The sequence below is a fragment of the Motiliproteus sediminis genome, assembly GCF_017912535.1.
Classification (GTDB): Bacteria; Pseudomonadota; Gammaproteobacteria; order Pseudomonadales; family Balneatricaceae; genus Motiliproteus; species Motiliproteus sediminis.
On sequence record NZ_JAERQK010000001.1, the window covers coordinates 356,037 to 382,936 of the forward strand.

At 56.6% G+C, this 26,900-nt stretch carries 28 protein-coding genes; 16 read left to right on the forward strand and 12 right to left on the reverse strand.

The features are described 5' to 3' along the window. Positions 1 to 6: 6 nt before the first annotated feature. Positions 7 to 1,434, reverse strand: coding sequence for a M48 family metalloprotease (locus JJQ76_RS01710; RefSeq protein WP_210394891.1), 1,428 nt, complete (start codon positions 1,432 to 1,434; stop codon positions 7 to 9). 144 nt (positions 1,435 to 1,578) lie between these two features. Between JJQ76_RS01710 and JJQ76_RS01715 the strand changes: the two genes are divergently transcribed. Beyond that, positions 1,579 to 1,809: a sulfurtransferase TusA family protein gene (locus tag JJQ76_RS01715; protein ID WP_210394892.1), complete on the forward strand. Its 231-nt coding sequence runs from the start codon at positions 1,579 to 1,581 to the stop codon at positions 1,807 to 1,809. 35 nt (positions 1,810 to 1,844) lie between these two features. After that, positions 1,845 to 2,918 carry an AI-2E family transporter gene (locus tag JJQ76_RS01720; RefSeq protein WP_210394893.1) on the forward strand — a complete coding sequence of 358 codons (1,074 nt, stop codon included), beginning with the start codon at positions 1,845 to 1,847 and terminating at the stop codon, positions 2,916 to 2,918. 15 nt (positions 2,919 to 2,933) lie between these two features. Here JJQ76_RS01720 and bcp read toward each other — a convergent pair whose 3' ends face one another. After that, entirely contained in the window at positions 2,934 to 3,383 is a 450-nt protein-coding gene (gene bcp, locus JJQ76_RS01725) for a thioredoxin-dependent thiol peroxidase (RefSeq protein WP_210394894.1), read from the reverse strand. 203 nt (positions 3,384 to 3,586) lie between these two features. Between bcp and dapA the strand changes: the two genes are divergently transcribed. The 3 genes from dapA to JJQ76_RS01740 all read left to right on the forward strand — a co-directional run bounded on the left by dapA (position 3,587) and on the right by JJQ76_RS01740 (position 6,790). Then, positions 3,587 to 4,462, forward strand: coding sequence for a 4-hydroxy-tetrahydrodipicolinate synthase (gene dapA / locus JJQ76_RS01730; protein WP_210394895.1), 876 nt, complete (start codon positions 3,587 to 3,589; stop codon positions 4,460 to 4,462). Between the two features lie 84 nt (positions 4,463 to 4,546). Beyond that, the gene (gene bamC / locus JJQ76_RS01735) at positions 4,547 to 5,776 is read left to right on the forward strand and encodes an outer membrane protein assembly factor BamC (protein WP_210394896.1); all 1,230 of its coding nucleotides are present in this window, start codon (positions 4,547 to 4,549) and stop codon (positions 5,774 to 5,776) included. 63 nt (positions 5,777 to 5,839) lie between these two features. Then, complete coding sequence (locus JJQ76_RS01740; RefSeq protein ID WP_210394897.1) at positions 5,840 to 6,790, forward strand: 2-hydroxyacid dehydrogenase; 951 nt, start codon at positions 5,840 to 5,842, stop codon at positions 6,788 to 6,790. A gap of 28 nt (positions 6,791 to 6,818) precedes the next feature. On the opposite strand, the gene JJQ76_RS01745 is transcribed toward JJQ76_RS01740, so the two are convergent. Continuing rightward, positions 6,819 to 7,439: an RluA family pseudouridine synthase gene (locus tag JJQ76_RS01745; protein ID WP_210394898.1), complete on the reverse strand. Its 621-nt coding sequence runs from the start codon at positions 7,437 to 7,439 to the stop codon at positions 6,819 to 6,821. Positions 7,440 to 7,583: 144 nt separating this feature from the next. On the opposite strand from JJQ76_RS01745, the gene JJQ76_RS01750 reads away from it, so the two are divergent. Next, the gene (locus tag JJQ76_RS01750; protein WP_210394899.1) at positions 7,584 to 9,227 is read left to right on the forward strand and encodes a SulP family inorganic anion transporter; all 1,644 of its coding nucleotides are present in this window, start codon (positions 7,584 to 7,586) and stop codon (positions 9,225 to 9,227) included. Here JJQ76_RS01750 and JJQ76_RS01755 read toward each other — a convergent pair. The 5 genes from JJQ76_RS01755 to rdgC all read right to left on the reverse strand — a co-directional run bounded on the left by JJQ76_RS01755 (position 9,224) and on the right by rdgC (position 13,826). Then, positions 9,224 to 10,375, reverse strand: coding sequence for a cation diffusion facilitator family transporter (locus tag JJQ76_RS01755; protein WP_246480021.1), 1,152 nt, complete (start codon positions 10,373 to 10,375; stop codon positions 9,224 to 9,226). The genes JJQ76_RS01750 and JJQ76_RS01755 overlap by 4 nt on opposite strands. A gap of 232 nt (positions 10,376 to 10,607) precedes the next feature. Then, entirely contained in the window at positions 10,608 to 10,964 is a 357-nt protein-coding gene (gene queD, locus JJQ76_RS01760; protein ID WP_210394900.1) for a 6-carboxytetrahydropterin synthase QueD, read from the reverse strand. A gap of 62 nt (positions 10,965 to 11,026) precedes the next feature. Then, the gene (locus JJQ76_RS01765; protein ID WP_210394901.1) at positions 11,027 to 12,130 is read right to left on the reverse strand and encodes a phosphoribosylaminoimidazolesuccinocarboxamide synthase; all 1,104 of its coding nucleotides are present in this window, start codon (positions 12,128 to 12,130) and stop codon (positions 11,027 to 11,029) included. Between the two features lie 105 nt (positions 12,131 to 12,235). Further along, complete coding sequence (gene queE, locus JJQ76_RS01770) at positions 12,236 to 12,865, reverse strand: 7-carboxy-7-deazaguanine synthase (protein WP_210394902.1); 630 nt, start codon at positions 12,863 to 12,865, stop codon at positions 12,236 to 12,238. 28 nt (positions 12,866 to 12,893) lie between these two features. After that, on the reverse strand, positions 12,894 to 13,826 hold the full coding sequence (rdgC, locus tag JJQ76_RS01775) for a recombination-associated protein RdgC (RefSeq protein ID WP_210394903.1): 933 nt from the start codon (positions 13,824 to 13,826) through the stop codon (positions 12,894 to 12,896). Positions 13,827 to 14,019: 193 nt separating this feature from the next. On the opposite strand from rdgC, the gene JJQ76_RS01780 reads away from it, so the two are divergent. Then, positions 14,020 to 14,421, forward strand: coding sequence for a bacteriohemerythrin (locus tag JJQ76_RS01780; protein ID WP_210394904.1), 402 nt, complete (start codon positions 14,020 to 14,022; stop codon positions 14,419 to 14,421). A 72-nt stretch (positions 14,422 to 14,493) separates the two neighbouring features. Here JJQ76_RS01780 and JJQ76_RS01785 read toward each other — a convergent pair whose 3' ends face one another. From JJQ76_RS01785 to hemN, 3 genes are all read right to left on the reverse strand, one after another. Next, a complete protein-coding gene (locus JJQ76_RS01785; RefSeq protein ID WP_210394905.1) occupies positions 14,494 to 15,027 on the reverse strand; it encodes an adenine phosphoribosyltransferase in 534 nt (177 codons plus the stop codon). Between the two features lie 30 nt (positions 15,028 to 15,057). Further along, a complete protein-coding gene (fnr, locus tag JJQ76_RS01790; protein ID WP_210394906.1) occupies positions 15,058 to 15,837 on the reverse strand; it encodes a fumarate/nitrate reduction transcriptional regulator Fnr in 780 nt (259 codons plus the stop codon). A gap of 90 nt (positions 15,838 to 15,927) precedes the next feature. Next, positions 15,928 to 17,319 (reverse strand): oxygen-independent coproporphyrinogen III oxidase, encoded by a 1,392-nt coding sequence (hemN, locus tag JJQ76_RS01795; protein ID WP_210394907.1) that lies wholly within the window; start codon positions 17,317 to 17,319, stop codon positions 15,928 to 15,930. 574 nt (positions 17,320 to 17,893) lie between these two features. Here hemN and ccoN point away from each other — a divergent pair. The 9 genes from ccoN (at position 17,894) to ccoS (ending at position 26,214) form a co-directional block, all read left to right on the forward strand. Further along, positions 17,894 to 19,327, forward strand: coding sequence for a cytochrome-c oxidase, cbb3-type subunit I (ccoN, locus tag JJQ76_RS01800; protein ID WP_210394908.1), 1,434 nt, complete (start codon positions 17,894 to 17,896; stop codon positions 19,325 to 19,327). 14 nt (positions 19,328 to 19,341) lie between these two features. Beyond that, positions 19,342 to 20,058: a cytochrome-c oxidase, cbb3-type subunit II gene (gene ccoO / locus JJQ76_RS01805; protein WP_210394909.1), complete on the forward strand. Its 717-nt coding sequence runs from the start codon at positions 19,342 to 19,344 to the stop codon at positions 20,056 to 20,058. Further along, complete coding sequence (locus tag JJQ76_RS01810) at positions 20,051 to 20,263, forward strand: cbb3-type cytochrome c oxidase subunit 3 (RefSeq protein WP_210394910.1); 213 nt, start codon at positions 20,051 to 20,053, stop codon at positions 20,261 to 20,263. The genes ccoO and JJQ76_RS01810 overlap by 8 nt, the downstream gene beginning before the upstream one ends. Beyond that, complete coding sequence (gene ccoP, locus JJQ76_RS01815) at positions 20,253 to 21,113, forward strand: cytochrome-c oxidase, cbb3-type subunit III (RefSeq protein WP_210394911.1); 861 nt, start codon at positions 20,253 to 20,255, stop codon at positions 21,111 to 21,113. The genes JJQ76_RS01810 and ccoP overlap by 11 nt, the downstream gene beginning before the upstream one ends. A gap of 60 nt (positions 21,114 to 21,173) precedes the next feature. After that, positions 21,174 to 21,296, forward strand: a complete 123-nt coding sequence (locus JJQ76_RS18075; RefSeq protein ID WP_281411928.1) for a hypothetical protein — start codon at positions 21,174 to 21,176, stop codon at positions 21,294 to 21,296. Between the two features lie 218 nt (positions 21,297 to 21,514). Further along, entirely contained in the window at positions 21,515 to 22,945 is a 1,431-nt protein-coding gene (gene ccoG, locus JJQ76_RS01820; protein WP_210394912.1) for a cytochrome c oxidase accessory protein CcoG, read from the forward strand. Between the two features lie 30 nt (positions 22,946 to 22,975). Further along, a complete protein-coding gene (locus tag JJQ76_RS01825; protein WP_210394913.1) occupies positions 22,976 to 23,467 on the forward strand; it encodes a FixH family protein in 492 nt (163 codons plus the stop codon). A 5-nt stretch (positions 23,468 to 23,472) separates the two neighbouring features. Next, positions 23,473 to 25,989 (forward strand): heavy metal translocating P-type ATPase, encoded by a 2,517-nt coding sequence (locus tag JJQ76_RS01830; protein WP_210394914.1) that lies wholly within the window; start codon positions 23,473 to 23,475, stop codon positions 25,987 to 25,989. A 9-nt stretch (positions 25,990 to 25,998) separates the two neighbouring features. Then, a complete protein-coding gene (gene ccoS / locus JJQ76_RS01835; RefSeq protein ID WP_210394915.1) occupies positions 25,999 to 26,214 on the forward strand; it encodes a cbb3-type cytochrome oxidase assembly protein CcoS in 216 nt (71 codons plus the stop codon). A 4-nt stretch (positions 26,215 to 26,218) separates the two neighbouring features. Here the strand turns inward: ccoS and JJQ76_RS01840 are convergent, their stop codons facing one another. Further along, positions 26,219 to 26,887, reverse strand: coding sequence for a hypothetical protein (locus JJQ76_RS01840; protein WP_210394916.1), 669 nt, complete (start codon positions 26,885 to 26,887; stop codon positions 26,219 to 26,221). Positions 26,888 to 26,900 lie beyond the last annotated feature (13 nt).

The window sequence follows — 26,900 nt, forward strand, 5'->3', positions numbered from 1 at the left end:
CCCGGATCAGAACTCCATATCCTTCCTGATCTGTTGGGCTTCAGCTAACCGACGCTCGATGCGGGCGCGGTCGCCGGGGTTCAGGTCCTCGATTTTCAATGCCTGGTTGAGTTGAAGCTCCGCTTGTGGCACCGCACCGCGCAGCAAAAAGTACTCGGCGCGTGCCTGATGTAAGCCCAGTCGGTTGCCTGCTAAACCGTACGCTTCTGCCAATTCATACCAGAGCTGGAGATCATCGGGATAGGAGCGGGTGTGCTCACGCATAACGCGCGTGGCTTCGTCGTATTGTTGTGCTTTTACCAGGGCTTGCGCCAGCAGGCGTACCGCCGAATGGTTGTCGGGATAGAGCGCCAGGATGTCGCGTAGCAGCGCGCTTGCGTGCTGGGCATCCCCGCTGGACAGACTGATCTCAGCTGCAAGCAGCTGATAGCTGAGCCGATTGGGGTCCTCCTGCTGCAGCTTATCCAGTGCGTTTTGGGCATCATCGTAGTGGCCGCTTTTGAGGGCGCTGAATGCAAGGCCGTAATAGTTGCTGGGTGATGGTGAGTTGAGGACTGCGTCGCGGAACTGCTTAAACGCCTCGTTGGCGTTGCGTGCCATCTGTACCTTAACGCGGGTCTGGATAAGCTGATACTCCATACTGTTGCGCAGACCGTCGGTCGGTAGTTGGGCTGAGCGGTTGAGCGCGTCGGCGATACGGGACTCGGTGACCGGGTGGGTGAGCAGGAACTCCGGTGCCCGTTGACCCAGATAAGCGGTTGAGCGCTGCATTTGGGCAAACATCTCCGGCATCGCACGGGGATCGTAGCCAGCGTCGACCAATACCTGCATGCCGATGCGATCCGCTTCCTGTTCGTTGGCGCGGCTGAAGGCCAGTCCTTTCTGTGCGAATGCGGCCTGGCTCGACATCATCGCGGCGGCGCCTGCCTGACCATCGGCGGCAGCCATCACCAGAATGCTGGCCAGCATGCTGGCTAATTGCCAGGGCGCGTTGCGCTGCTGCTCCTGCAAACCCATGGCGTAGTGGCGTTGGCTCAAGTGCGACAGTTCGTGGGCCACCACTGAGGCGAATTCGGCTTCGCTGGCAGCATAAAGAAACAGACCTGCATTGATGCCGACCACGCCGCCGGGGGCGGCGAAGGCATTCAGCGAACTGTTATCCATCAGTACCAGGCTGAGGCGTCTATCGGGAAGTTGGCTGTGGCCGGCAAGGCGATAGAGCAATGCTTCGATATAGCTGTAGATCTGGGGGTCGTCGAGTAGCGGGGCCTGGGCGCGCAATATGCGCACCCAGGCCCGGCCGATGCGGTACTCTTCATCGAGAGAGACAACGCTGGAGGCGCTGTCTCCCAGTATCGGCAGCGAGGTATCTGTCTGCGCCGGTGTGGCGGAACCGATCAGCATAGCCACGACTAAGGGCTTGAATTTAGTCAAAATGAACTCTATCTGAGTAGATTGGGTGTTACGTTTAGGAGCCTTCGGCGATTTGTTATATAGTCGCTGCAGTGCGTGATAAGTTTCATCAATGCCGAGAGTACTATAGACACTCTCCCGGCTCCAAAGTCATTGTGGGCGGATATGCAGCAAGAAGACCTGTTAATCGATGCCAGTGGACTCTGTTGTCCGCTACCGTTATTGAAGGCCAAGCAGGGGCTGAACCGTCTCTCCAGTGGTCAGGTGGTTAAAGTGATCGCCACCGATGCCGGTTCAGTACGCGACTTCAAGGCCTTTACCGACCAGTCTGGCGATCAGTTGTTGCAGTCGCTGGAGCAGGACGGTCAGTACATCTACCTGATTCAAAAATCCTGACGCGCGTCATTCACCGGTAAGGGCAGAGTTCCGCAATGTTTAAGGTCTTCAATAGCTGGATAGAGCGATACTTTTCGGACGAAGAAGCGCTGCTGCTGTTCGTCTTTCTTATCGCTGCGCTGGTGATCGTGCTGACGTTGGGGGCGATGTTGGCACCGGTGTTTGCCGGCATAGTGATCGCTTTTCTGATGCAGGGGTTGGTAACTAAGTGCAAACGCTGGGGGCTGGGACACAATCTGGCGGTTACGCTGGTCTTCCTGGCCTTCGTCGGGGTGCTGGCAGCCTTGATGTTGTTTGTAATACCTCAAATCTGGCGTCAGGCGGCCAATCTGTTGAACGAACTGCCGGGCATGTTTCATCAGGGGCAGGAGCTGTTGTTGCTGTTACCGCAGCAGTATCCGGACTTGATCAGCGAAGGCCAGGTCCGGTCATGGATAGGGCAAGCGACCAATGAAGCGGGCAAGTTGGGTCAGACAGTGCTGTCCTATTCGCTCAGTTCGATCACCAACCTGATCGCTGTGCTCATCTATCTGATCCTGGTGCCGATTCTGGTGTTCTTTTTTTTGAAGGATGGTGGGCTTATCGTTCGCTGGTGGACCTCCTTTCTGCCTGAGCGCCGCCGGATGTTGTCGCAGGTGGGCAGCGAAATGGATACCCAGATCGCCAACTACGTGCGTGGCAAGGTGGTTGAAATTCTGGTGGTCGGGGTGGCCACCTATATCTGCTTTTTGCTGCTGGGACTCAACTATGCGGCGTTGCTGGCGCTGCTGGTGGGGCTGTCGGTGGTGATTCCCTATATCGGTGCGGCTGTGGTGACCATCCCTGTGGCGATGATCGCGTTCTTTCAATGGGGATGGACCAACGAGTTCTTTATTCTGATGCTGGCCTACGGGATTATCCAGGCGCTCGACGGTAATGTTCTGGTGCCGCTGCTGTTCTCCGAAGCGGTGAACTTGCACCCCATAGCCATCATCGTCGCGGTGCTGGTTTTTGGCGGTGTCTGGGGGTTCTGGGGGGTGTTTTTCGCCATCCCTCTGGCGACGCTGATCAAGGCGGTGATGAACGCCTGGCCGCGCAAGGATCGTGGCGGGGAAGAGGTGGCGCAATAACGCCACCTGTAACGGCTAGCCGAGTATCTGTGCGCTGTGGTCTTTGGTTTTGACCTTGCTGATGATGTCGGTCAGCACGCCGTTCTCGTCGATCAGAAAGGTGGTGCGAACGGTTCCCATATACTCCTTGCCCATGAACTTCTTAAGTTGCCAGGTCCCGTAGCTGTCGTGGACCTGGCGGTCTTCATCAGCGATGAGGCGAAAAGGCAGGTCGTTTTTGGCAATAAAGTTCTGGTGGCGTTTTTGGCTGTCGGTGCTGACACCGACCACTTCATAACCGGCATCGCGAAGGGTGTCGTAATTGTCACGCAGGTTGCATGCCTGTGCCGTGCAGCCAGGGGTTGAGTCCTTGGGGTAGAAGTAAAGTGCCAGTTTTCGGCCGGCAAAGTCGGCCAGGGCGATGGGAGAACCGTTCTGATCAAGGGCATTAAAATCCGGCGCTTTTTGGCCAATCTTCAGTTCCATGTAAAACCTCTCTTCGAGTGTCGGGTTCAGGCAGCGGGCGGGGTTGACTAAATAGCCGTGGTCGCTACGCTTGTCGCTTCGCATTGGTTAAAATAGCAAGCTTAAACTGAGCGGCAGCGGATTTCATCGGTACGAAATCAAGGGGTATGTCGCTTCATTAGTATGTGCGTCGCAGCGCGCGGTCGCAGAGATGGAGAAAGTTGATGATTACAGGCAGTCTGGTAGCTCTGGTTACGCCCATGTTCGAATCTGGCGAGTTAGACTGGAGCAGCCTGGATAAACTGGTGGACTTCCATGTGGCGGAAGGTACCAGTTCCATCGTTGCCGTGGGGACCACGGGTGAATCCGCGACCTTGGATTGCGACGAGCACTGTAAAGTCATCAAACGGGTGGTTGATCGTGTGGCCGGGCGGATACCGGTCATTGCCGGCACCGGTGCAAACTCCACCACGGAGGCGATTGAGCTGACTCAGGCTGCCCGGGATATGGGCGCTGACGCCTGTTTATTGGTCACGCCGTATTACAACAAGCCGACTCAGGAAGGCCTTTATCAGCACTATAAGAAGGTGGCTGAGCTGGTTGATATCCCACAGATTCTTTACAACGTACCGGGACGTACCGCGTGTGATATGTTGCCTGAAACCGCTCTGCGCCTGGCTGCTGTCGATAATATCGTTGGCATCAAAGAAGCCACCGGCGATCTTGACCGGGCGCGCGAGCTGATTGCCAAGGCCCCCGCAGACTTCGCAATCTACTCCGGTGATGACGCCACCGCGATCGAGCTGATACTGCTCGGTGGTCATGGCAATATCTCTGTCACCGCCAACGTGGCGCCGGGGGTGATGGCTAAAGCCTGTGCGGCAGCGCTGGCCAAACGTGTCGAGGAGGCACGAGCCCTTAATGGGACGGTTGAGCATCTGCATGCAGGGCTGTTTGTTGAAGCGAATCCGATTCCGGTTAAGTGGGCGATGCACCAGATGGGCATGATGGACGTGGGTATCCGGTTACCCCTGACGCCGTTGTCAGAGCCCCTGCGTGAACCCCTGCGGCTGCAGTTGCAACAGGCGGGGTTGCTGTAAATGCGGCGCCTTGTTTGCTTTATAGCGATAGCAGCTTTGGTGTCGGGCTGCGGCGTCATCCGCGACCGCTCCCAGGATTACGAGGTGTCGCAGACGGTTGAGCGCCTAGAGGTACCCGCGGATCTGAACAGTGACCCCATGCGTGAGATGCTGGTGGTGCCGGATATCGGTACCGCTGCCATTCGCACGGACCGCGAGTTCGAGGTGCCTCGGCCCGACTTCTTCTACGCCGAAGCCGGGAATGACGTGGTCAATCTCAATCGCACTGATAGCGGCAAGCTGATCGTGGTGGATGAGCCGGTCGAGCAGGTCTGGAAAGAGGTTGAGGCGTTCTGGGCCTACAACGGTATCGGAGTCGAGGTCAGTGATACCCATCGCGGCTATATCGAAACGGAATGGATTACCGACGAAAACACCCGTCCGGGATTTTTCTCGCGGATGCTCAGTTCGATCACCTTCAGCGAGGTAGCAGGCCCTTACCGCGATAAGCTGCGGGCGGTGGTTCGCCCGGTTGAAGAGGGCTCCCCCGGCCAGACCTCGATAACTCTGCAGCATCTGCGCGCGCCGGAATCCCGGGCAGATGCTGACTGGCAGGCCGATGGTGAAGACGTCAGTTATAAGTCTGAGATGATGTACGACCTGCTGCACTACTTGAGCAAGAGTACGGAAAAAAGTACCGCCAAGGCGTTACAAGCGCGTAACCGAGGCAGTTCGCGCGCCTTTCTGGGGCGTGACTCGGCAGGGCATCCGGTGCTAAAGCTGACCTCCGATATTGACCGTTCCTGGGAGATGCTCAGCCAGGCTCTGACCGCGGCCGAGGTTGATGTCGGTTCCGCCGACCGGGAACTGGGTAAGTACTACATCACCTACGAAACCACGGTGCCGGTGGAGGCGCCGAAGGACGGGACCATCAGCGATTTCTTTGCCTGGCTGCATGGTGATAGGGAAGAGCTCACCTTCGATACCTCCGGCATTGCGGCGGCTATGGGAATTGAGAGCGAGGACGAGAACGCAATAAAGTATTCGTCCAAGAAGGTACAACCCAAAACCGAGCAGGAAGTGCTGCAGGAGGCTGATGGATATAAGATCTGGTTGGCCGGTCGAGTGATCTATGTGTTTGGCGACGTTAATCCTGCCGTCAAGCAGACGGAACAGGATGGTATCATCACTTACGCTGGGCGTTTTCAGATACAGTTGACGCGGCGTAGCAGCGGGGTTTACGTGTCGGTGTTAGATGAGTTGGCACAGCATGCGCCGGCGCCTCTGGCCGAAGACCTGCTGTGGAGCATAAAAGAGAACCTGCCAGCAGGGTAGGCAGGTAGCTAAGATACAGAACAGGGGGCTCAAGCCCCCTGTTCTGTATCTGAAGGAGGCGTTATGCGCGCGGTGTTTCTGGATCTGAACAGCCTGGATTTTGGTGATCTCGACCTCAGTCCTCTGAAGGCAGTGGCGGCCGTTGAGGGGCATGCCAAAACATCGCCGGAGCAGGTGGTGGCTCGTCTCGATGGCGCTGCGGTGGCTATCGTCAATAAAGTCGTACTGACGCGTGACACTCTGGCGCGACTGCCTGAACTGCGCCATATCTGTATCGCGGCGACCGGCACCAATAACGTTGATCTGGCGGCCGCTACGGAGTTGGGCATCAGTGTGTCCAATTGTCAGGGTTACGGAACCGCATCGGTGGCTCAGCACGTGATGGGGTTGATGCTGGCATTGGCCACCCGGCTGGTCGATTATCATGCCGCCATCGGACGTGGCGAGTGGCAGCGGAGCGATCAGTTCTGCCTGTTGAACTACCCGATTCTTGAGTTGCGCGGTAAAACCCTGGGGGTGATTGGCTACGGTGAGCTTGGGCGCGAGGTAGGGCGTCTTGCGGAGGCTTTTGGAATGCAGCTGGTGATAGCGGCACGCCCGGGTACTGCGCCGCGTAACGGACGGGAGTCCCTGGATCGGCTGTTACCGCACGTGGATGTGTTGACGCTTCATTGTCCGCTTACTGCTGCTACCCGCAACCTGATCGGAGCCGAGCAACTGGCGGCGATGAAGCCGGGAGCGCTACTGGTTAACGCTGCTCGCGGCGGCATTGTTGATGAGTTTGCGCTGGCAGATGCGTTACGCAGTGGTCATCTGGGAGGGGCGGCAACCGATGTGTTGAGTGTTGAACCACCCCGGGAGGGTAATCCGCTACTGGATGAGTCTCTGCCCAACCTGATCGTAACTCCCCATTGTGCGTGGGGGAGCCGTGAGGCGCGTCAGGCGATTGTGGCGCAATTGGCGGAGAACATTACCAGCTTCGCACAGGGGCGCCCCTGCCGGGTGGTTGGCTGACTAATAGCTGTGGCGCGATGTTGAGGGGCTAAAACGGGCAGGGCGCTGCTACTCTGAGGCGCCTGCCGGTCTGTGGGTGGGTGATCTCCAGTGATTCGGCATGCAGATGGAGTCGCGAGGATTTGGCCAAAGCGCTCCCGCGGGCGTAGAAACGGTCGCCCAGAATGGGGTGTCCCAGTGCCAGCATATGTACTCTTAGCTGGTGTGATCGGCCGGTATGCGGAATGAGTTCGACGCGCGCGTGGTCGCTATGTTGTTCCAGCACTTGCCAGTGCGTCAGCGCGGTTTTTCCCTGCTTCCAGCACACCATTTGTCGCGGGCGGTTAGGCCAGTCGCAGCGCAGAGGGTGAGTGCATTCACCCTGGCTGGCTGGCGGGTGACCATCGATGTCAGCCAGATAGCGTTTGCAGGTTTCGCGATCATGAAACTGACGGCTGAGCTCGCGATGGCTGTCGGCATCCTGCGCCAACACCATTACACCGGAGGTGGCACAATCCAGTCGGTGCACAATACGTGCGGTCGGGAACTGTTGTCGGGTGCGGCTTAGTACGCAGTCGGCGTTGTCCGGCCCTTTGCCTGGCACGGATAGCAAGTCGTGGGGCTTGTTGACGAACACCAGGTGGTCGTCGTGGTAGAGAATGGTGATCATAGCGGCTCCTTGGGAGCGCTAGCATACCGGCTTTGAGAGCTGCCGCAAGCCGGGTTATAGACCAAGGTCGGTTTCATTCTTGATCCGCTCCCGGTGTATAAGGAATAACCAAATAATAACAAACCCTTAATAGGGCGACGAGCAATGCTTCTGATACACGGATTGCATTTTAACAATCTGCGCGGTGATCTATTCGGTGGGCTGACGGCGGCAATCGTCGCGCTGCCCTTGGCGCTGGCGTTTGGTGTGTCCTCAGGTATCGGCCCCGTAGCTGGCCTCTTTGGGGCGATCTGCGTGGGCCTCTTTGCGGCGCTATTCGGCGGCACGCCAGCGCAGGTGTCGGGCCCCACCGGACCCATGACCGTGGTGATGGCGGCGGTCTTTACCGATTTTGTTAGCCGAGACCCTCAGGCTGGTCCGCTGCTGGCCTTCACCGTGGTGTTGCTGGCTGGCGGCTTCCAGATTCTGTTTGGCCTGATGAAGCTGGGTAAGTATGTGACCCTGGTGCCGTTCCCGGTTATTTCGGGTTTTATGACCGGGATCGGAGTGATCATTATTCTGCTGCAGTTGGGGCCGCTGCTCGGGCAGCCTGCCATTGGCGGCGTGGTGGCCTCGATTGAGGCGATTCCGGCTGAGGTATCGCACCTGAATCCCATAGCTCTGCTGCTGGGGGCGTTGACCCTTGCTACTGTTGTTTTCTGGCCCAAGCGACTATCGTCCTTTGTGCCGCCGTCGCTGGCGGCGCTGGTGATCGCTACCCTGATGGCGCTGGTGATTCCCGGTCATGAGTCCCTACCCGTCATCGGTACCATACCTTCCGGTTTGCCGCAGCTGCATCTGCCGTTGGTGGATACCGAACTGCTGCAGGAGATGCTCACCGCGGCGCTGATGCTGGCGGCGCTGGGGGCGATCGACTCGTTGCTCACTTCGCTGGTAGCGGACAACCTCAGCAAAACCCAACACGACTCCGATCGTGAACTGATCGGGCAAGGTGTCGGTAATGTGGTGGCGGGCTTGGCTGGTGGTCTGCCCGGTGCCGGCGCGACCATGCGCACGGTGGTTAACATTCGGGCTGGCGGGAAAACTCCGCTATCCGGTGCCGTTCACGCGTTGGTGCTGTTGCTGATAGTGTTGGGCGCAGGGACGCTGGCCGAGTCGATTCCCCACTGTGTGCTGGCGGGGATCCTGATTAAGGTGGGCCTGGATATCATCGATTGGGGGTTTCTGCGACGCGTTCATCGCGCTCCACCTTTTGTCGCCCTGCTGATGTTTCTGGTATTGGGACTCACGGTTTTCGTCGATCTGATTACTGCGGTAGGGGTCGGGGTCTTTCTGGCCAATATGTACACGGTTAAACGCCTGTCTGACGTTCAGGTCGATGCGGTCGAGGCGCTCGCTGACGACGACCAGACCTTGAGTGAGGCTGAGCGGGAGCAACTGGCTGCCGCAGGTGGGCGGGTGGTGTTGTATCACTTCAATGGGCCGGTAAGTTTCGGCGCGGCCAAGGGCATTCAAAAGAAGCTGGCATCAGCCCGCAGCCACGACAAGCTGTTGCTCGATTTCAGCGCGGTACCCTATGTTGACGTCTCGACTGCGTTGGCGCTGGAGGAGCTCATAATTGACTCCAGGCGCTCCGGAGCTGACGTTTACCTTGTCGGCTTGCAGGCAACGGTCGAAGGAGTGTTGCGACGAATGCGAGTACTAAGGCGTCTGCCGGAGCATCATATTCTGGCTGACCGCCCGACAGCGATCGCTCATGCTTGCCGGGCGATCGTTCAGGTGGCCTAGGCGCGCTGGTAGAGGGTCAGGCTGCTGAACCAGGTTTGCTGTTGCAGATGGGGCAGCATTGCCTGATAGACGGCACTCAGGGCGCTATGGTCAACGGTGCCGCCGTCAGCGGATTTCACCCGTAACTCCAGCTCAATCCGTCCCTTGAGGTAGTGCAGAGTCAGACGCTCTCGCCTGATCAATTGGGTGTGTTCTTCCAGTTGCTGGTCGATCAGCGCGGTGATCTCCGAGCGCATGGGCAGCAACAGGCAAACCCGTTGCTCGTCATCGTCCTCAGAGTCGATGTGAAAAATGATGTGACCAATGTCGGTAAACTCCTTCAACAGCCGCATCACCACGGTATCACCGATGTAATGACCCTCGGAGACACTCAGATAGGGATGCACCTGCAGGTGCATCTCAAGCAAGATCTTGGGGCCCATCTGGCGAGACTTGAAGCTGTGAACATCTTGAACTCCCTCTACATCCATGGCCACCTGCTTGATCCGATCAAGCTCTTCCTGAGGAATGGCGGTATCTACCAGTTCACGCAAGCTCTTCCAGCTCAGATCCCAGCCAATCTTAGCCACGAACAGTGCCACCGCCAAGGCGGCCAGACTATCGAGCCAGGGGAAGCCGGCCATAGCGCCTCCGATGCCTATAAAAACGACGATGGATGAATAGGCATCGGTGCGGCTATGCCAGGCGTTTGCGATCAGCAGATCCGATTTCAGCCGCTTACCCACGGCCATGGTGTAGCGGAAGATCCACTCTTTAGACAGGATCGATATCCCCGCGATCACCAGCGCGGGCCAGCCCGGTAGCGACACCTGGTCTGCATTAATCAGATTCAGGGTGCTTTCATACGCCATGGCGCCGGCAACAGCGACAAGCAGGAAGCCCAGCACGACCGTGCCCAGAGTTTCAAAGCGTTCGTGGCCGTAGGGATGCTCTTCATCGGGTTCTTCATGGGATACGCCGACGATAAAGACCACCATGAAGTCGGTGACCAGGTCGGAGAGGGAGTGGATGCCGTCGGCGACCAGCGCGTGGGAGTTGTAGATTAAACCGGCGATGATCTTGGCAACCCCGAGAAGCGTATCTACGATGGCGCCGATCCAGGTGACGCGCACGGCCTCCTTGCGCTTGTCGTCTACGTGCATGTGCATGGAGAAAATCACCATAGCGTCAAAAATTTGGTGACATGGTAAGACGTTACGACAGTGAGGGCCAGTATTCCCGGGGTGTTTTCAGGCAAACGGTAGCAGCGGGCACTGATTGATATTAGGACGCTCTCGGCGGGTGAAGCGGCTGCGACAGCAACCGCTGCAGCAGAAAATTGGCCCCAGAGCTTTATAATACTGCAGTGGTTTAGCCAATAAAGCATTGCGAAACAGCCGGTTATTTGCCCTTGTAAACGCATCCGCTAGTGCAGGTTTCCTGGATCACGATCTTGCTCAGTGCCGGGAGTTGTGGCTTCAGCTCACGCCAGATCCAGCGGCTCAGATTTTCACTAGTGGGGTTTTCCAGCCCGGCTATGTCATTCAGGTAGTAATGGTCCAGCCGGTCATAAATGGGGCGAAAAGCGCTTTTGATGTCGGCAAAGTCCATGATCCAGCCACTGTGGGGATCTACCTCTCCGGCCACGTGGATCTGTACCCGGAACGAATGCCCATGCAGGCGCCCGCATTTGTGCCCCTTCGGCACATTGGGCAGCAGATGAGCGGCCTCAAAAGTGAACTCTTTGTAAATTTCCATGAACAGATCCGGACAGTTAGCAGCGAAAACAGGGGCGCGGCCACAGCGGCCGCGCAAGTTGCTTAGTCAACCAGACCGTACTGGTCCCGCAGAATGGCGATAATCTCCGCTTTGGGATTATCGGAGAGGGTCAGGGTCTCGCCGGTGATCTTTTCGGCGATACCTACGTAGGTTTTGGATACTTCCATCAGCACCGATTCCGGCAGCGCGTTGTCGCGGGCCAGGGCCTGTCGCTCTGGCATGCGGTCTTTGTTGAGCAGGATGTCCGGATCCGGAAAGTGCCCCAGCAGCAGTTGGCGGAACCCCTCTTTGGAGTTCTCAATCACCTTGCCTTCGCGGTATGCGGGTCCATCCCAGATGCGAGAGGAGTCCGGCGTGCCGACCTCGTCCATGTAGATCAGCTTTTCGTTGCCGGCTGCGTCGGTGACGTAGCCAAACTCAAACTTGGTATCGACGAATACCTGATCCAGCTCAGCTAGCGCGTTGCTGATTACGTCGAACCCTTCACGCAACAGCTTTTCATACAGGTCGATGTCATCGATGCTGCGGAAATTAAAGGCTTCAAAGTTGTTACGGATGTCATCGCGGGTGATGTTGACGTCGTCGGCCTCCGGAACACCGGGAATACCTTTGAGAATTCCTTTGGTGGACGGAGTCATTAGTAGCTCGGGCAGCTTCTGGTCTTTCTGCAGCCCTTCCGGTAGTTGAATGCCGCAAAAGTCGCGCTCACCCTTGCTGTAAGCACGCCACATGGACCCGGTAATGTATTGCCGGCAGATCGCTTCGATCATTACCGGTTTGGCTTTTTGCACGATCCACACGAAGGGGTGGGGGATGTCCAGTATGTGGCTGTCTGCCAGCCCCTGCTCCCGAAACAACTTGAACCAGTGGTTGGAGATGGCGTTAAGGGCCGCACCTTTGCCGGGGACACCGTTCATGCCGCCTTCGCCATGCCAAATGCAATCGAATGCAGAGATGCGATCACTGATGACCATGATCGCCAGCGGCGCGTCGGCGGCCACGTCGTAGCCCTTTTCGGCGATAAGTCGACGGCTGTCCGCTTCCGTCAGCCAGTATACGGAGCGTACTTTTCCGCTGTGAACGGCACTCTCTGTACGGATCGGCAGGTCGTCATTGACGGCCAGAACTTTATCGGCAAGGCTCATTGCAAAATCCTGTTGTTCGCTTGGTTGTTGATCGCTACCCGCTGGGCCAGCGCAGCAAAGGCGGGATATTACCAGAACTGTCGGCGGCTGCCACTTGAACTCTATTCAGTCGATGCCGAGTAGTTTGTGAGTTTGCAGGCTGAGGCGCCAGCGGGGGTGTTGCAGGCAGTAATCGATACACTGCTGGCGATAGTCCTGGCCGCTTTCCTCCTTCGGTTGCAGATAAAAATGGCGAAATGCCAGCGACTCGAAGTCGCACGGTTGGTTGGCTGCTTGCGGGTACACCAGTTTGAGCTCGTCGCCCTGGCGCAGCACCAGCTTGTCAAGGCTCTCCTTCGGGCTGACGCAGACCCAGTCGATGCCCTGGGGCGCGGGAAGGGTGCCATTGGTTTCAATGGCAATCTCAAACCCCGCGTCGTGGCAGGCGATGATGAGCGCTTCGTCGAGCTGCAGCAGCGGCTCGCCGCCGGTAAACACCACATAGCGACCAGATTGGTTGTCTGGCCAAAAGGCGGAGAGGTGAGAGGCTAGTTTGTCCGCATCGGAGAACTTGCCGCCCCCTGCACCGTCAGTGCCGACGAAGTCGGTATCGCAAAAACGGCAAGCCGCACGGGCACGGTCTTGTTCCCGCCCGGACCAGAGATTACAACCGGTAAACCGGCAGAAAATCGATGGTCTGCCGGTATGGGCCCCTTCGCCCTGCAGGCTGTAGAAGGTTTCTTTGACGCTATACATGGAGTTGGCGTTTAAGGTTGGTAGTCACTCAGACCGTCACGGCATTGTATGATTCGCTGTTTTCTCCGCCGAGGGCATCAAACAGTTCGGGGATCAGGCTGCAAACCTCTTGCGACATCAGGTAGAAATCAGCGTCGAATGCGGCCGCTGCATCGGCCTGGCCCATATCTGACGCCTGATCGAGCAGCGTGTCTGAAAACTTAACCCGGCGCATTATCAGGTCTTCGCCTAGCAGAAAGCCGAGTTTGTCTCGCCAGTGCAGAGCCAGCTTGGCAACCTGTTTACCGGCGTCCAAGTGGGCGCGAATCTCATCGCTGAATAGCGCTTGGTTCTTGCAGCGAATGATACTGCCATCATCGGTGGGTTCCTTTAGTTCCGCTTCGTCACCTGCGATAAAGCCGTCGGGCAGCGCTGCTTCACTCTCAAGCCAGCCGGTCATGACGCTGTTGGGGGCCTGCTTCAGCGCTGGAATGGTGACCGGTAGCGATCCCAGTGTTTTACGCAGGTGACTGCAGAGATCTTCCGCCCGCTTGGCACTGCTGGCATCAACGACCAGTACGCCGCTACGAGGGTCGATAAATGCCAGCGTATGCTGGAAGCGGCTAAAGGCTTTGGGCAGCAGGTCGATCAGGATCTCCTCTTTGAGGCTGTCGCGCTCTTTCTTGCGTACCTTGCGATCCTGCTCCTGCTCGATCGCCTCAACCTTTTCGGTCAGATGATCGCTGACCACGGAGGCGGGAATGATTTTTTCTTCCTTGCGCAGGTTGATTAGCAGGTAGCCGTTGCTGGCGTAGACCAACTGCTCACCCAGTTTCCCCATTGGCGAGCTCCAGCCCTGACGGGTTATCTCTTGTGCACGGCAGGGGTGGAAGGCAGCTTCCGCCAGCTTGGCTTGCAGCGATTCGGCTGATAACTCAAAGGGGCGGGTAAAGCGGTAGACAACCAGATTCTTAAACCACATGGGGGTACCTGTAACGATGGACGCAGTGAAGAGGCGGCAAGTGTACTGGTACCTTTGGCAGGGTTCCAGTGTTGCACCGGGGAGTGGGGGCTGATTTATTGATGTTGGTCATTCTCTCGACGGGGTGGGATAGAGGACGCTCAGGAGCTATGGCATTATGAGCCCGCTTCCGGGTAAGACAGGTAATCAGAGAATGGAACGATTTCAGTGGTGTGAGGCGTTCAAAGTCGGAGATGGCACGGTTGATGATCAACATAAGCGGATCTTCGCTTTGCTGGCAGATCTGCATCAGGATATTCACGGCAAGCATGCGCAGTTGGCAGTACGAGAGACGCTCAAGCAGTTGCTGGCCTACACGCAACGCCACTTTGCCGATGAGGAAGCGTTGATGCGTTCGGTTGAGTACCCGCAGTTTGAAGAGCACAAAGCGCTTCATGATGAGCTGATGGATAAGGTCTGGGGTATGTATTCACGTTGCCAGAAGGGGGATGAGGACCTGAGCATCGAGCTGCTGGTGTTCCTTAACGACTGGCTGACAGAACATATTCTGGAAAAGGACCGCGCTATCGGGCGTTACATCCGTGAGCTGGGGTGATCGATAGCTTCAGCTGAAACAAAAAAGCGGGCCTGATAGCCCGCTTTTTTGTTTCCATCCGGATGGTGCCGATCAGTACGCGATTAGCGTATGTACCGGGATGTCCGCATCCTGCAGTCGTGCTGAGCCCTGCAGGTCAGGCAGATCGATAATGGCTGCAGCTTCGGCGACTTGGGCGCCGAGCTGGCGAACCAAGGTAGCTGCTGCCAGAATGCTGCCGCCGGTGGCAATCAGGTCGTCAACTATCAGCACGCGATCATCCGCTTTGCAGGCGTCTTGCTGAATTTCCACGGTAGCGCTGCCGTACTCCAGCTGGTATTCCTGGCGCACTGTAGGTCCGGGCAGTTTGTCTTTTTTGCGCACCAGAATCAGCGGCAGGTTCAGTTTGTATGCCAAGGCACCACCCAGAAGAAAACCGCGGGCGTCGAGGGCGGCGATGTGGGTAATATCGCTGTCGATATAACGTTGGCACAGCGCATCGATCACAATATGGAGCGCTTTAGGGTCCTGGAACAGCGGGGCGATATCGCGAAAGGTGACACCGGGGGAGGGCCAGTCGGCCACATCGCGGATAACGGACTGGATGTAACAGTCGTCGTAACTCATTGGTAACCCTTAATTAAAATCGAATATTAATCAGGAGGTGGCGCGAGCGCTGTTCTGATCCAGGCTCGGCATCCGCAGCTCGCCGGAAACGGCATGCAGGTCTTCCAGGCTGAGAACTTCGATCTCTTTGCCTTCAACGTTGATCAGTTGCTGCTTCTGGAAGCGGCTGAAGATCCGACTGACGGTTTCCACGGCCAGGCCGAGGTAGTTGCCGATCTCGTTGCGGGACATTGAAAGACGAAAGATGGAGGCAGAGTAGCCGCGCTTGCGATAGCGTTCGGACAACTTGAGCAGGAAAGTGGCGACGCGCTCTTCGGCGGTCTTTTTGCTCAGCAGCAGCATCATCTGCTGCTCTTCACGGATTTCGCGCCCCATGGTTCGAATCAATTGGCGACGCAGCTCCGGCATCTGGCCGGCGAGATCGTCCAGCTTTTCGTAGGGGATTTCACATACCGTGGTTGTTTCCAGAATCTTTGCCGAAATAGGATAGGCTTCGGTATCGATGGCGTTTAGACCGATCAGCTCTCCGGGGAAGTAAAAGCCGGTGATCTGTTCTTCACCGTCCTTGGTGACGGTGTAGGTCTTGATGGTGCCGGCACGCACCGCAAAAATAGAGGTGAATGGGTCTCCCTGATGGAACAGGTGACTACCTTTTTTCAGCGGCGGGCTTTTCTCGATGATGCCATCCAGCCTCTCCATGTCAGTGAGGCTAAGGGATAACGGCAAGCAGAGAGACGCTAAGCCACAGTTATTGCAATGAAAGTCATTCAATGATCGGAGCTTCTCAACCTGATTTGGCTTTTCAGCCATAACGACATCCCTGCTGTTTATTTTGGTCCAAGTTCAAAAACCACATTCAATCCATTATGGCCCATTTATCGGCAGGGTTGAAGGATTCCTTTAGATGATTCGCGAGAAGGTTCGACCAGCCTGGTGCTGCGGTATATAGGCATCAAACGCCATGCAAATACGGCGGATGAGCAGGCGCCCGGCCGGGGTTACCTCGATCGAGTCATCGCTTCGGGTTACCAGCCCATCGTTGGCGAACTGGTCAATGACGGCGAGAGCATCGGCAAAGTAGCTGTTGAAGTCGATGCCAAACTCGGCCTCTATGAGGTTGGGGCGCAGGTCAAAGTGGCAGATCAGCTGGGTGATGACGCGGCGGCGAATACGGTCGTCCTCGGTGAGCATGACGCCGCGCTTGATCGCTTCGCTGCGCTCGGCCACAGCGTTCTGGTAGAGCTTCAGGTCGTGTTCGTTCTGGTAGTAGACGTCCCCGATCTGGCTGATAGAGGAGACACCCATGGCTACGAGGTCGCAGTCGCTGTGGGTGGTGTAGCCCTGAAAGTTGCGGTGCAGCTGGCCGTTCTTCTGCGCCAGTGCCAGTTCGTCGTCGGGTTTGGCGAAGTGGTCCATGCCGATATAGACGTAGCCGGCGGCCATCAGTTGATTGATGGTGTTTTCCAGAATGGTTAACTTGGCCTCGGGTGCTGGCAGGTCGTCGCCGATGATATGGCTTTGTGAGCGGAAGCGGTCAGGCATATGGGCGTAGTTGAACACCGACAGTCTGTCTGGACTCAGTTTGATAATGGTGTCGACGGTGTCGGCGAAAGAATCGATGGTCTGGTGGGGGAGGCCATAAATGAGATCGACGTTGACCGAGCGAAAGCCGAGTTCTCGTGCGCTGGTAATTATCTCTTCGGACAGCTCGGTCGGCTGTACCCGGTTAACCGCTTCCTGCACCTTGGGGTTGATATCCTGCACGCCTAGGCTGACGCGGTTGAAGCCAAGCTCGCGAATTACTTTCATTCGTGATGCGTCCGCTTCGCGCGGATCGATCTCGATGGAATAGTCGCCCTGGTCGTCGTCGCGTAGCTTGAAATTGGCATGCAGTTGCTCGAACAGTTGATACATCTGTTCGTCGCTGATGAAGGTCGGTGTGCCGCCCCCCCAGTGGAGTTGGTTGACGATGCGGTCGTTGGAGTACCAGCCGGAGAGAGTCTTCATCTCCTTATAGAGCTCATCCAGATAGGGCTGGGCGCGCTTCTTGTTGCGAGTAATAACCTTGTTGCAGGCGCAGTAGTAGCAAACATGGGTGCAAAACGGAATGTGCAAGTACAGCGACAGTGGTGCGTTAATGTCGGCGGTTTGTTGTCCGCGCTTGACCAGGTCGGCAGCACTCAGGTTGGGGTCGAACTGAATCGCGGTCGGATAGGAGGTGTAACGCGGTCCGGACAGGTCGTAACGCTTGATCAGATCCAGATCCCATTTGATTTCGCTGAGGTTGCTCACAGTTGTTAGGTACCGTTTTGTTGCGTGGTGTCAATATGGCCGCTTGCCGGGTCGGGCGCTATTAAAGCATACCTCGTAATGAGGTGCAGTAACGCGGTGCTGCTTTGCTGCTTTGCCAAAGGTTCGGACCAAGATCCGCTTGATTCCGACTAAAGTCGGACGTAGTATTTTAACCAACACAGCAGGGATGGTTAAGGTCATAGGTTCAATGACTGATCAGCGTCGCCAAGGATTTGGGCGTGTCTACCCGGCATATCTTCAGTTCTTGTCTTCGTTATCTGTCCGTTCCCTATTGCGGCAGGTGTGTGTTCGCACCTTGTCCATCCATTTTCTGTGTGTTTGATGTGGATCAATAAATTAATTTTAATCAATTGTTAGATTGCCATTGTGCATAGCCGCATTTCTGTCTCTCTGGAAAAACAGGGGGTTTGGGATCGGGGTGTTGGATCCGGTTTGGTCCGGTTTGACATTTGTCACAGAAAGGGGTTTCATATCGCGCGCTCAAAACCGGATGTTTTTGATGGTTTTGAGACGGGAGAATGTGTAACTGTCTGACCCATAGAAGGGGGGGTTCATGGACGCCAGAGCTGAACAGAAGTACAACTTGTCGGTTGTGCGCTGGTTCGCCGTGATGGCCATTGTCTACCTTGTGGTAGGCGCATCCGTGGGGGTATATATCGCCTCGGAGCTGGCCTGGCCGGTACTTAACTTTGATATTCCGCAGTTGACGTTCGGGCGTTTGCGTCCGTTACACACCAACGCGGTCATTTTTGCCTTTGGCGGTTGTACGCTGATGGCAACGGCTTTTTATTCTGTACAGCGCACTTGCGGCGTTCGTCTTTGGAGCGACAAGCTGGCCTGGTTTGTTTTCTGGGGTTGGAACGCGATCATTGTTTCTGCGGTTATCACGCTGCCTCTGGGCCTGACTCAGGGTAAGGAATACGCTGAGCTAGAGTGGCCGATCGACATCGCTATTGCGGTGGTTTGGCTGGCTTACACCTTCAACTTCATCATGACGATCTTTAACCGTAAGAGTTCGCACATCTATGTGTCGAACTGGTTCTTCCTCTCCATGATGGTCATGATTACCTACCTCCACGTCGTCAACAGCTTGTCGATTCCGGTCGGTTTGTTTAAGTCCTACTCTATTTTTTCCGGGGTTCAGGACGCGATGATTCAGTGGTGGTGGGGGCACAACGCGGTTGGTTTTTATCTGACGGCTGGCTTCCTCGGCATCATGTACTATTTCGTGCCCAAGCAGGCTAATCGTCCTGTTTACTCCTACCGCTTGTCGGTTATTCACTTCTGGGCGCTGACCTTCGGTTATGTGTGGCTGGGTGCGCACCACCTGCAGTATACCGCGCTGCCAGACTGGACCGGCTCTCTGGGGGCCGCCGTATCACTGGCGATGATCATTCCCTCCTGGGGTGGTGCCATTAACGGCATGATGACCCTTTCCGGGGCCTGGGATAAGCTTCGCACCGACTACACTCTGCGCTTTTTGATCATGTCGCTTGCCTTCTACGCCATGTCCACGTTCGAAGGTCCGGTCATGTCGATCAAGACAGTTAACGCATTGTCGCACTACACCGATTGGACCATCGGTCACGTTCACTCCGGCGCGTTGGGCTGGGTGGCGATGGTTGGTGCGGGTGCGCTGTATCACTTGATTACTCGCTGCTTCCATACCGAAATGTACTCCACCAAGCTGGTTAACGTGCACTTCTGGTTCTTTACCATCGGTACCGTGATCTACATCGTCGCCATGTGGGTGTCCGGCATCATGCAGGGCTTGATGTGGCGTGCATACGACGAGTACGGCACCTTGGTTTACACCTTTGCCGAATCTGTTGAGGCCATGCATCCCTACTACGCCATGCGTGCCGTGGGCGGGGCTGTGTTCCTGACCGGTGCAGTGATCATGCTCTACAACGTGCTGATGACTGTTAAAAAGTCCGCTGCCGAAGGTAGTGTGCGCCAAGCACAGACTGCCGCCGTTGGCGCATAAGGAGGGATACGGAAATGGCTACAAACAGCAAACCGAAGAACCTCCAGGAGTGGATGGAGGTCAATATATGGGCTCTGGTGCTTGGTATCGCCATTGCAGTGTCGGTGGGCGGTATCGTTGAGATCGTCCCCTTGTTCACCATTGACAAAACGATGGAGCACAAGAGCACTGCGCCGGAGATTCTCTGGCAGCGTCAGGCTGGCCAAACGCTTGAGGATTGGAAGTCCGGTGACGGCATCCGTCCTTATACGGCTCTTGAGCTGGCTGGACGAGATATCTATATCCGTGAAGGCTGCTACCTCTGTCATTCGCAGATGATTCGCCCGTTCCGTGATGAGAAAGAGCGCTACGGTCACTACTCACTGGCATCGGAATCGATGTATGACCATCCGTTCCAGTGGGGTTCCAAGCGTACCGGTCCTGACCTGGCCCGAGTCGGTGGCAAGTATTCTGATGATTGGCAGCGCAAGCACCTGCGTGCACCGCGTTCGCTGGTACCAGAGTCTGTCATGCCGAACTACCCCTGGTTGCAACACGCTAAGGTGGACGGGGCCAAGATTCAGAAGCATATGAAAGGTATGCAAACTCTGGGGGTTCCCTATACCGATGCAGACATCGAGGCCGGTGCCGCAGCGGTAGAGGGCAAGACCGAAGAGGACGCCATGGTTGCGTACCTTCAGGTCCTGGGAACCATGGCCGTACTGGACGATAACAAGGTTTACCGTGAGTAGTCTGAAGGAATACTTCAGTACTGACTGGGCGGCGATGACCGCCACGGACTGGGTCGGCACGATCCTGACGGTGGTCATCTTCATCCTGATGGTAATTGCATACGTCTACGCTTATCGCCCCGGCAACAAGGCAAAGCTTGAAGAGCGCAAGTACTTGGTTGACGACGATGAGCGGCTGGATAGCGGAGATAAAAATGGCGGATGATAAAAATCCATTCCCGGGGGAAAACAATACCGGGCACGTCTGGGACGACAATATCCGGGAATTGAACAATCCGATTCCTCGTTGGTGGATGATTGGCTTCTGGGCATCAATTATTTGGTGGGTTGCGTACGGCCTGCTTTACCCGATGATTCCTCTGGCCAATGACTGGACCAAAGGGATGCTCGGCTGGACCATGACGGGCGAGTATCAGGAAGCGGTGGAAGAGATCACCGCGGTACGGGCGCAATTCGAGGATCAAATCAGCGCCCTGAGTGCCAAAGAGATCCTGGCTGACGAAGGGTTGACCAGCTACACCATCGCCTCGGCGCGGGTGTTGTTTGGCGATAACTGTGCTGCGTGCCACGGCTCTGCCGGTCAGGGCAACCCGGGTTTCCCGGTCCTGGCAGATGATGATTGGCTGTATGGCGGTTCGATTGAAGCGATCGAACAGACCCTGATTAACGGCCGTCGAGGCATGATGATCGCCCATGGCAAGATGCTGTCCGATCAGGAGATCAGCACGCTGGCGAACTTCGTTGTTGGCTGGTCTCAAGGTCAGGAAGATCCTGCCGGCGCCCAGCTCTACAAAGACAAGGGGTGCTTCGGTTGTCACGGCCAGGATGGCAAGGGGTTGCAGATGCTCGGTTCGGCCAACCTGACCGATGCTATCTGGCGCTTCAACGAGGCGGACAAGGTGGCCGGTGCAGCCTATACCATTCGTCACGGTGTCAACGATCCATCAGATCCGCAAACGCGTGAAGCAGTTATGCCTGCGTTCAAGGACCGTCTGAGCGAGAACGACATCAAGAAACTGGCTGTTTATGTCTACAGCCTGGGCGGAGGGCAGTAAGCTTTTCTCACTAGATCCACGCTGCCGCTCGCGGCAGCGTTAACCCACAGGAGGGGGGCTATGAATGCTGATGCAGTCGTAATCGGATCGGTACTTTGTGTGGTCGGTGCTGTGGTTATCTTGGCGTATATCGGTGTAAAAGTCGGGCGCGAGATCAACAAGAAAAGCCACGCCGATCAGTGATAAAGTGGTGGTAAAGGCAGGGGGCTGATGGCCCCCTTTTTTCTGAATAACGTTTACGCTGATGCGCGGCGGCGGCGCTCGTTATATTGATATTAGATAATTCTAATGTTGTGTGCCCGCGGTGTGTGAGTTAAGTTACAGAGATCAGGGATCGATAGTGGCAAACTGGTTGTTCATTGAGCAGAATTGCCATGCAGTTGATGATTAAGGAGAGGGTTTTGAACGCATCCGAAAAGCAGATTCCCACCACCACGGTCGATGATCTGTATGCCGAAGCGGGCCATTGGCACGTTAATACTGGCGAAGAAAAAATCCATGCCAAACGGATGGGCGGACGCTGGCGTACCCTCAAGTGGTGGAGCAATGCGTTCTGGCTGGTATTCTTTCTAGGCCCTTATCTGCGCTGGGATGATCGCCAAGCCGTTTTGTTCGATATTCCCAATCGTCAGTTTCATATCTTCGGTGCGACAGTGCTGCCGCAAGACTTCTGGATGTTGTCGCTGTTGTTGCTGTTTTTCGCCATCCTGTTGGCGGTTGCGACCGCTGTCGCCGGTCGCGTTTGGTGTGGGTTCTTTTGTTTTCAAACCGTATGGACCGATGTCTACACCTGGATTGAAGACAAGCTCGAAGGTGCGCCGCAGAAGCGGCGCAAGCTGGACGAGGCGCCGATGGATGCCCGCAAGTTGCGGATCAAAGTCACCAAGCACGCCTTGTGGCTGGTTATAGCGTTCTTCACCGGGATCAGTTTCGTTGCCTGGTTCAACGACGCTTACCAGCTTTGGGCCGACCTGTTCGCGTTCGAAATCGGCACGGTGGCCTTGGTTTTCATGCTGATGTTCATTGCCGGTACCTATGTGTTGGCTGGCTTTATGCGCGAGCAGGCCTGCTTTTGGCTGTGTCCCTACGCCCGCATTCAGGGTGTGATGATCGATCGAACGACAGTACTGCCCACCTATGATTTTCAGCGGGGCGAGCCTCGTGGGCGGGTCAAGAAAGGGCAAAGTGAGGAAGATCGTACCACCGGCGACTGTATCGACTGTAATCAGTGTGTCGCCGTCTGTCCCACCGGGGTGGATATCCGCAATGGCCAGCAGGAGGGGTGCATCACCTGTGCGCTCTGCATTGATGCCTGTGACGCGGTTATGGAGAAGGTGGGGCGTCCAAAGGGGCTGATTCGGTATGAATCTCTGGATGTGCTTGAAGGTGGCGTGTCCACACCCATGCTGAAGCGCCCGCGGGTGTGGATTTACGCTGCAATCTTGACCGCCGCCCTGTCCGGAATTATCTATGGGCTGAGTTCGCTGGATGCAATTGATTTGAAGGTGATTCATGCTCGTCAACCGCTCTTTGTGCAGCAGAGCGATGGCTCGATTCAAAACAAGTACACTCTCAAGGTGCTCAATAAAATGAGTGCCGATGCGGATGTCGACATTACCGTGTCAGGGCCGCAGGGGTTGGTGCTGGTCGGCGCTGACGAACCGATAAGTGCCCGTCATGGTCAGGTTTCATCGCGAACGGTGTTTGTGCGCGTGCCGCCAGAGCAGTTGGTGTCAGAATCCACACCGCTCAGTTTTTCGGTGACGACCGTATACAAGGGCGAGCGCTTTACCAGCCAGCGCGATAGCGTCTTTATCGGCCCCAAGCCGTAAGATCGTGTTGTAACTATTCGAGAGGTCCACATGTCCAAGTCTACCGCCTTACTTAAGAACCCGACCCTGTTGGTGTGGGGGGGGCTGTTAGCTGCATTCTTTGTCGCCAATGGTGTGTTTATCTACCTTGCGCAACAGAGCAATCCGGGGTTGGTGGTGGATAACTACTACGAGCGCGGTCAGGACTACGAGAAGAATATGCTCAAGCGCATGGCCAGTCAGCCCGATTGGCAGCTAAGCATTGATCGGCCTGAGAAGTTGCAACGTGGGGTTGAGGCGATGTTCGAGCTGACCGCGTTGTCGGGCAGTGGTGAGGTTCTCAATCCGGACCTGGTTACGGTATTTGGCTATCGGCCCACCGATGCCAAGTTTGATTTTTCGACGCCGATGGTCGAGCTGCAAAGCGGCATTTTCCGTGGTGCTGTGGTGTTTCCCATGGCAGGGAACTGGGATCTTCTGGTAACCGTCGAGAAGGATGGGGTTGAACACAGTGTGGCTGAACGCGTTCGGGTTGCTGACTGACCCCAATGAGCGTTCAGCCCATCTCTGCTGCATCTGTTGCAACGCAAGACTCGTCCCTGCACTGCTACCATTGCCAGCTGCCTATTGATGGCCAGCCCATCCGGCAGGCGGTGGGTGGTGAAGGTCGTGATTTTTGCTGTAGTGGCTGTCAGGCGGTTTGCGAAGCTATCTATGATGCTGGCCTTGAAAGTTTCTATCAGCGCATTCTTGAGGGGGATGCGCTGGCACCTCCTCCCGAGCTGCCCACCGAACTGGGGTTGTACGACATGGACGCTGTGCAGGAGGAGTTTGTTCCAGCATTAGCGCGTGAACGTGAAATCCAGCTGCTGGTCGAGGGCGTTCATTGCGCTGCCTGCGTGTGGCTGATTGAGAATAGTCTGCGCGCGGTTAGTGGTGTTGTTGAAGCGCGTGTAAACCTCAGCGGGCGTAAGCTCAAGTTGCGCTGGAACAACGACCGCGTCGCACTTTCCTCTCTGCTCCATAAAATGGCCCAGTTGGGGTACAAGGCGGTTCCCTTTGACCCGGACACAGCCGAAGACAGTCTGAAGAAGCAGAATCGTCACTTGCTGTACCGCATGGGGTTTGCGGCGTTCGGCATGATGAACCTCATGTGGATCTCCATCGCCCTGTATAGCGGCGCCGATGAGGGTGAGTTCCGTGGGATGTTCCACTGGATCGGGATGGCTCTGGCTACTCCAGTGTTACTTTATTCCGGTTGGCCCTTTTACCAGGGGGCTCTGAACGGGCTGCGGAATCTGCGACCCAGCATGGATCTGCCGATCGCCATCGGTGTGTCTATTACCTACGCGTACTCCAGTTACATCACCATCAGCGGATCCAGTGCGGGCGAGGTGTACTTCGATACCGTGGTGAACTTTCTATTTGTAATCCTGGTCGGGCGCTATCTGGAGGCGATGTCGAAACGACAGGCCATGGAGGCGACCCAGCGGTTGCTGGATTTGCAGCCCAAAGTGGCGATGCGGAGGAACCTAGACGGCAGCGACGAGCGCGTGCCGGTGCGTTCACTGGCAATTGGTGATCTTGTGGCGGTGCGCCCCGGTGAGCGGCTACCGGTAGATGGCTGGGTTCGCACCGGTGAGAGCCGGATCGATGAGGCGATGCTGACCGGAGAGTCGGAACCTGCCCTGAAACGCCCGGGTGACCGCGCTTGTGCCGGCACCATTAACGGTACCGGCCATCTGCTCGTCGAAGTCACGGCGCTGCTGCAGGACACGGCTCTGGGGCGGATAATCCAGTTGGTTGAAGATGCTCAGGCCAGCCGTGCACCGATCCAGCGCTTTGCCGATCGCATCGTTCCCTGGTTCGTTACGCTGACACTGTCACTGGCGTCGTTGACCTTCCTCTACTGGATGAATCATGACGTCGAGTTTGCGCTGATGGCGGCGACCGCTGTTTTGATTATTACCTGTCCCTGTGCGCTGGGGATGGCGACACCCATGTCGATTGCGGTGGCTTCAGGTGTTGGGGCCCGCTATGGGGTGCTGGTCAAGAATGGCGAGGTGCTGGAAACCCTGTCGGGGATCACCGATTTTGTATTCGACAAAACCGGTACGCTGACGGAAGGGCAGATGAGTGTTACCCGGATTCATACGGAAGTAGAGCGTTGGAGTGCGGGAACGCCGCTAACTGCGGAGCTTGAGCAGTTGCTGCAACCCTTGGTCGCCGTAGAGCGGTGCTCCGAGCATGCCACGGCGCGCGCTATCGTGGCCTTGCTGCCGGATGGTCCGTTGGAGGCGGTCGGGTGTTTTCAGGCGGAGCCGGGGCTGGGTGTCCGTGGTGTTTATCACGAGGCCGAAGTGGTGATCGGCAGCCGCACCTGGATGAACGCCAGCGCTGTTGAAACCTCACAGACTCTAAGCCAGCAACTGGCTGAACTGGATCAGCGGGGGCAGGGTTATGTGTGCGCTGCGATCAGTGGCCGATTAGTCGCGATAATTGAGCTCTCAGATCGGTTGCGAGATGAGGCGGCTGCACTGGTTGCAGCGCTGAGGGCTGAGGGAATGGGGCTGACGCTATTGAGCGGTGACCGCCGTGCAACCGCAGAAGCGGTTGCCGCGGAGCTCGGAGGGATGGATGTGATTGCGGAAGTGCTGCCGCAAGACAAGGATCGGGTGATCGCCGAACTGCAGGCCGCGGGCCGGCGGGTGGCCATGGTGGGCGATGGCGTTAATGATGCGCCGGCGTTGGTGCGTGCTGATGTGGGGATCGCGCTCGGATCCGGTACTGATGTGTCGATCGCCAGCGCGGATATCGTCTTGCTTAGCAGTGAACTGGATAAAGTCCATCTCGCTTCCGGCCTGTCTCGTCTGACACTGCGGACCATTCGACAGAATATCGGGATCTCGGTGGCGTACAATATGATCATGGTGCCGTTGGCAATGATGGGCGAAGTTACGCCGCTGGTGGCGGCTGTCACCATGCCGGTCAGCTCGCTGTTAGTCATTGGCAACGCCGGCCGTATCCGCCACCGAATAGCGGCGATGCAGTGCCGTTTTGGGTAGGGAGTAGTAATGGACGTAATCTATGGGTTGATACCCGGTATGATCCTTATGGGTCTTATCGCCGTGGCGGTGTTTTTTTGGGCCGCGCGCAGCGGACAGTTTGACGACCTTGAAGGTGAAGCGCACCGTATCCTGATGGATGAAGACCTTGACGAGCGGGTGAGCGATCAGTCAGAGCCTGAGGGTTCCACAGACGTTGAGGATGAAGGCCCGCGCGTCAGCTAGACAACTAGTGCTGGGTATCGGGTTGCAGTGGTGCCAGCAGGCGCTCGAACTGGCCTGGTGGAAGATATTGGAACACCTCCTTGCCATCCGGGTTCACGGCGATATCAAGGCCTTTTTGCGGATAAAGCCAGTGAGTAATGCCGTTGCTTTCAGAGATCTGGCGGGTGGGTTCGCCGAAATGGCGCTTGATCAGGTCGGGCTCTAGATCGGTACCTGGGATATAGGTGATGTGGTCAATCGGAGTACTGCCAAGCTCTGCCAGATCGCTTTGACTCAGTTCCACCTTCTGTACCCCGCTTCCCAGTTTGCTGAGACGCAGCCCGCGGTCGAACATTCTGGCTGCAGCCTCTTGCGACAGGGTCATGGTGAGTACGAAGTCAGCGCGTAAGCCGCTAAGTGCTGCGCGCTGAAAATAGGCCTCGGCAGAGTAGATCCCTTCGGGTGAAAGAAATAGCGTCGCCTTGGCTTGTTGCTGCAGCAGTTGTTGCGCATCGGAAAGCGTACTGGCCCCCAGGGTTAACCCGAATACCTGGGTACGCCCCTGCTCGTCCAGTTGGATTTGCCAGGGGAGTTTCGGTTGGCTGTCTGCCTGGCGTCCTCCGGGCATCAGAATGGCAACGGCGAGAACGAGCAGAATGACGGCCAGTAGTGACAGGATTATCTTGCGATCCATCGGTTTACCTGAA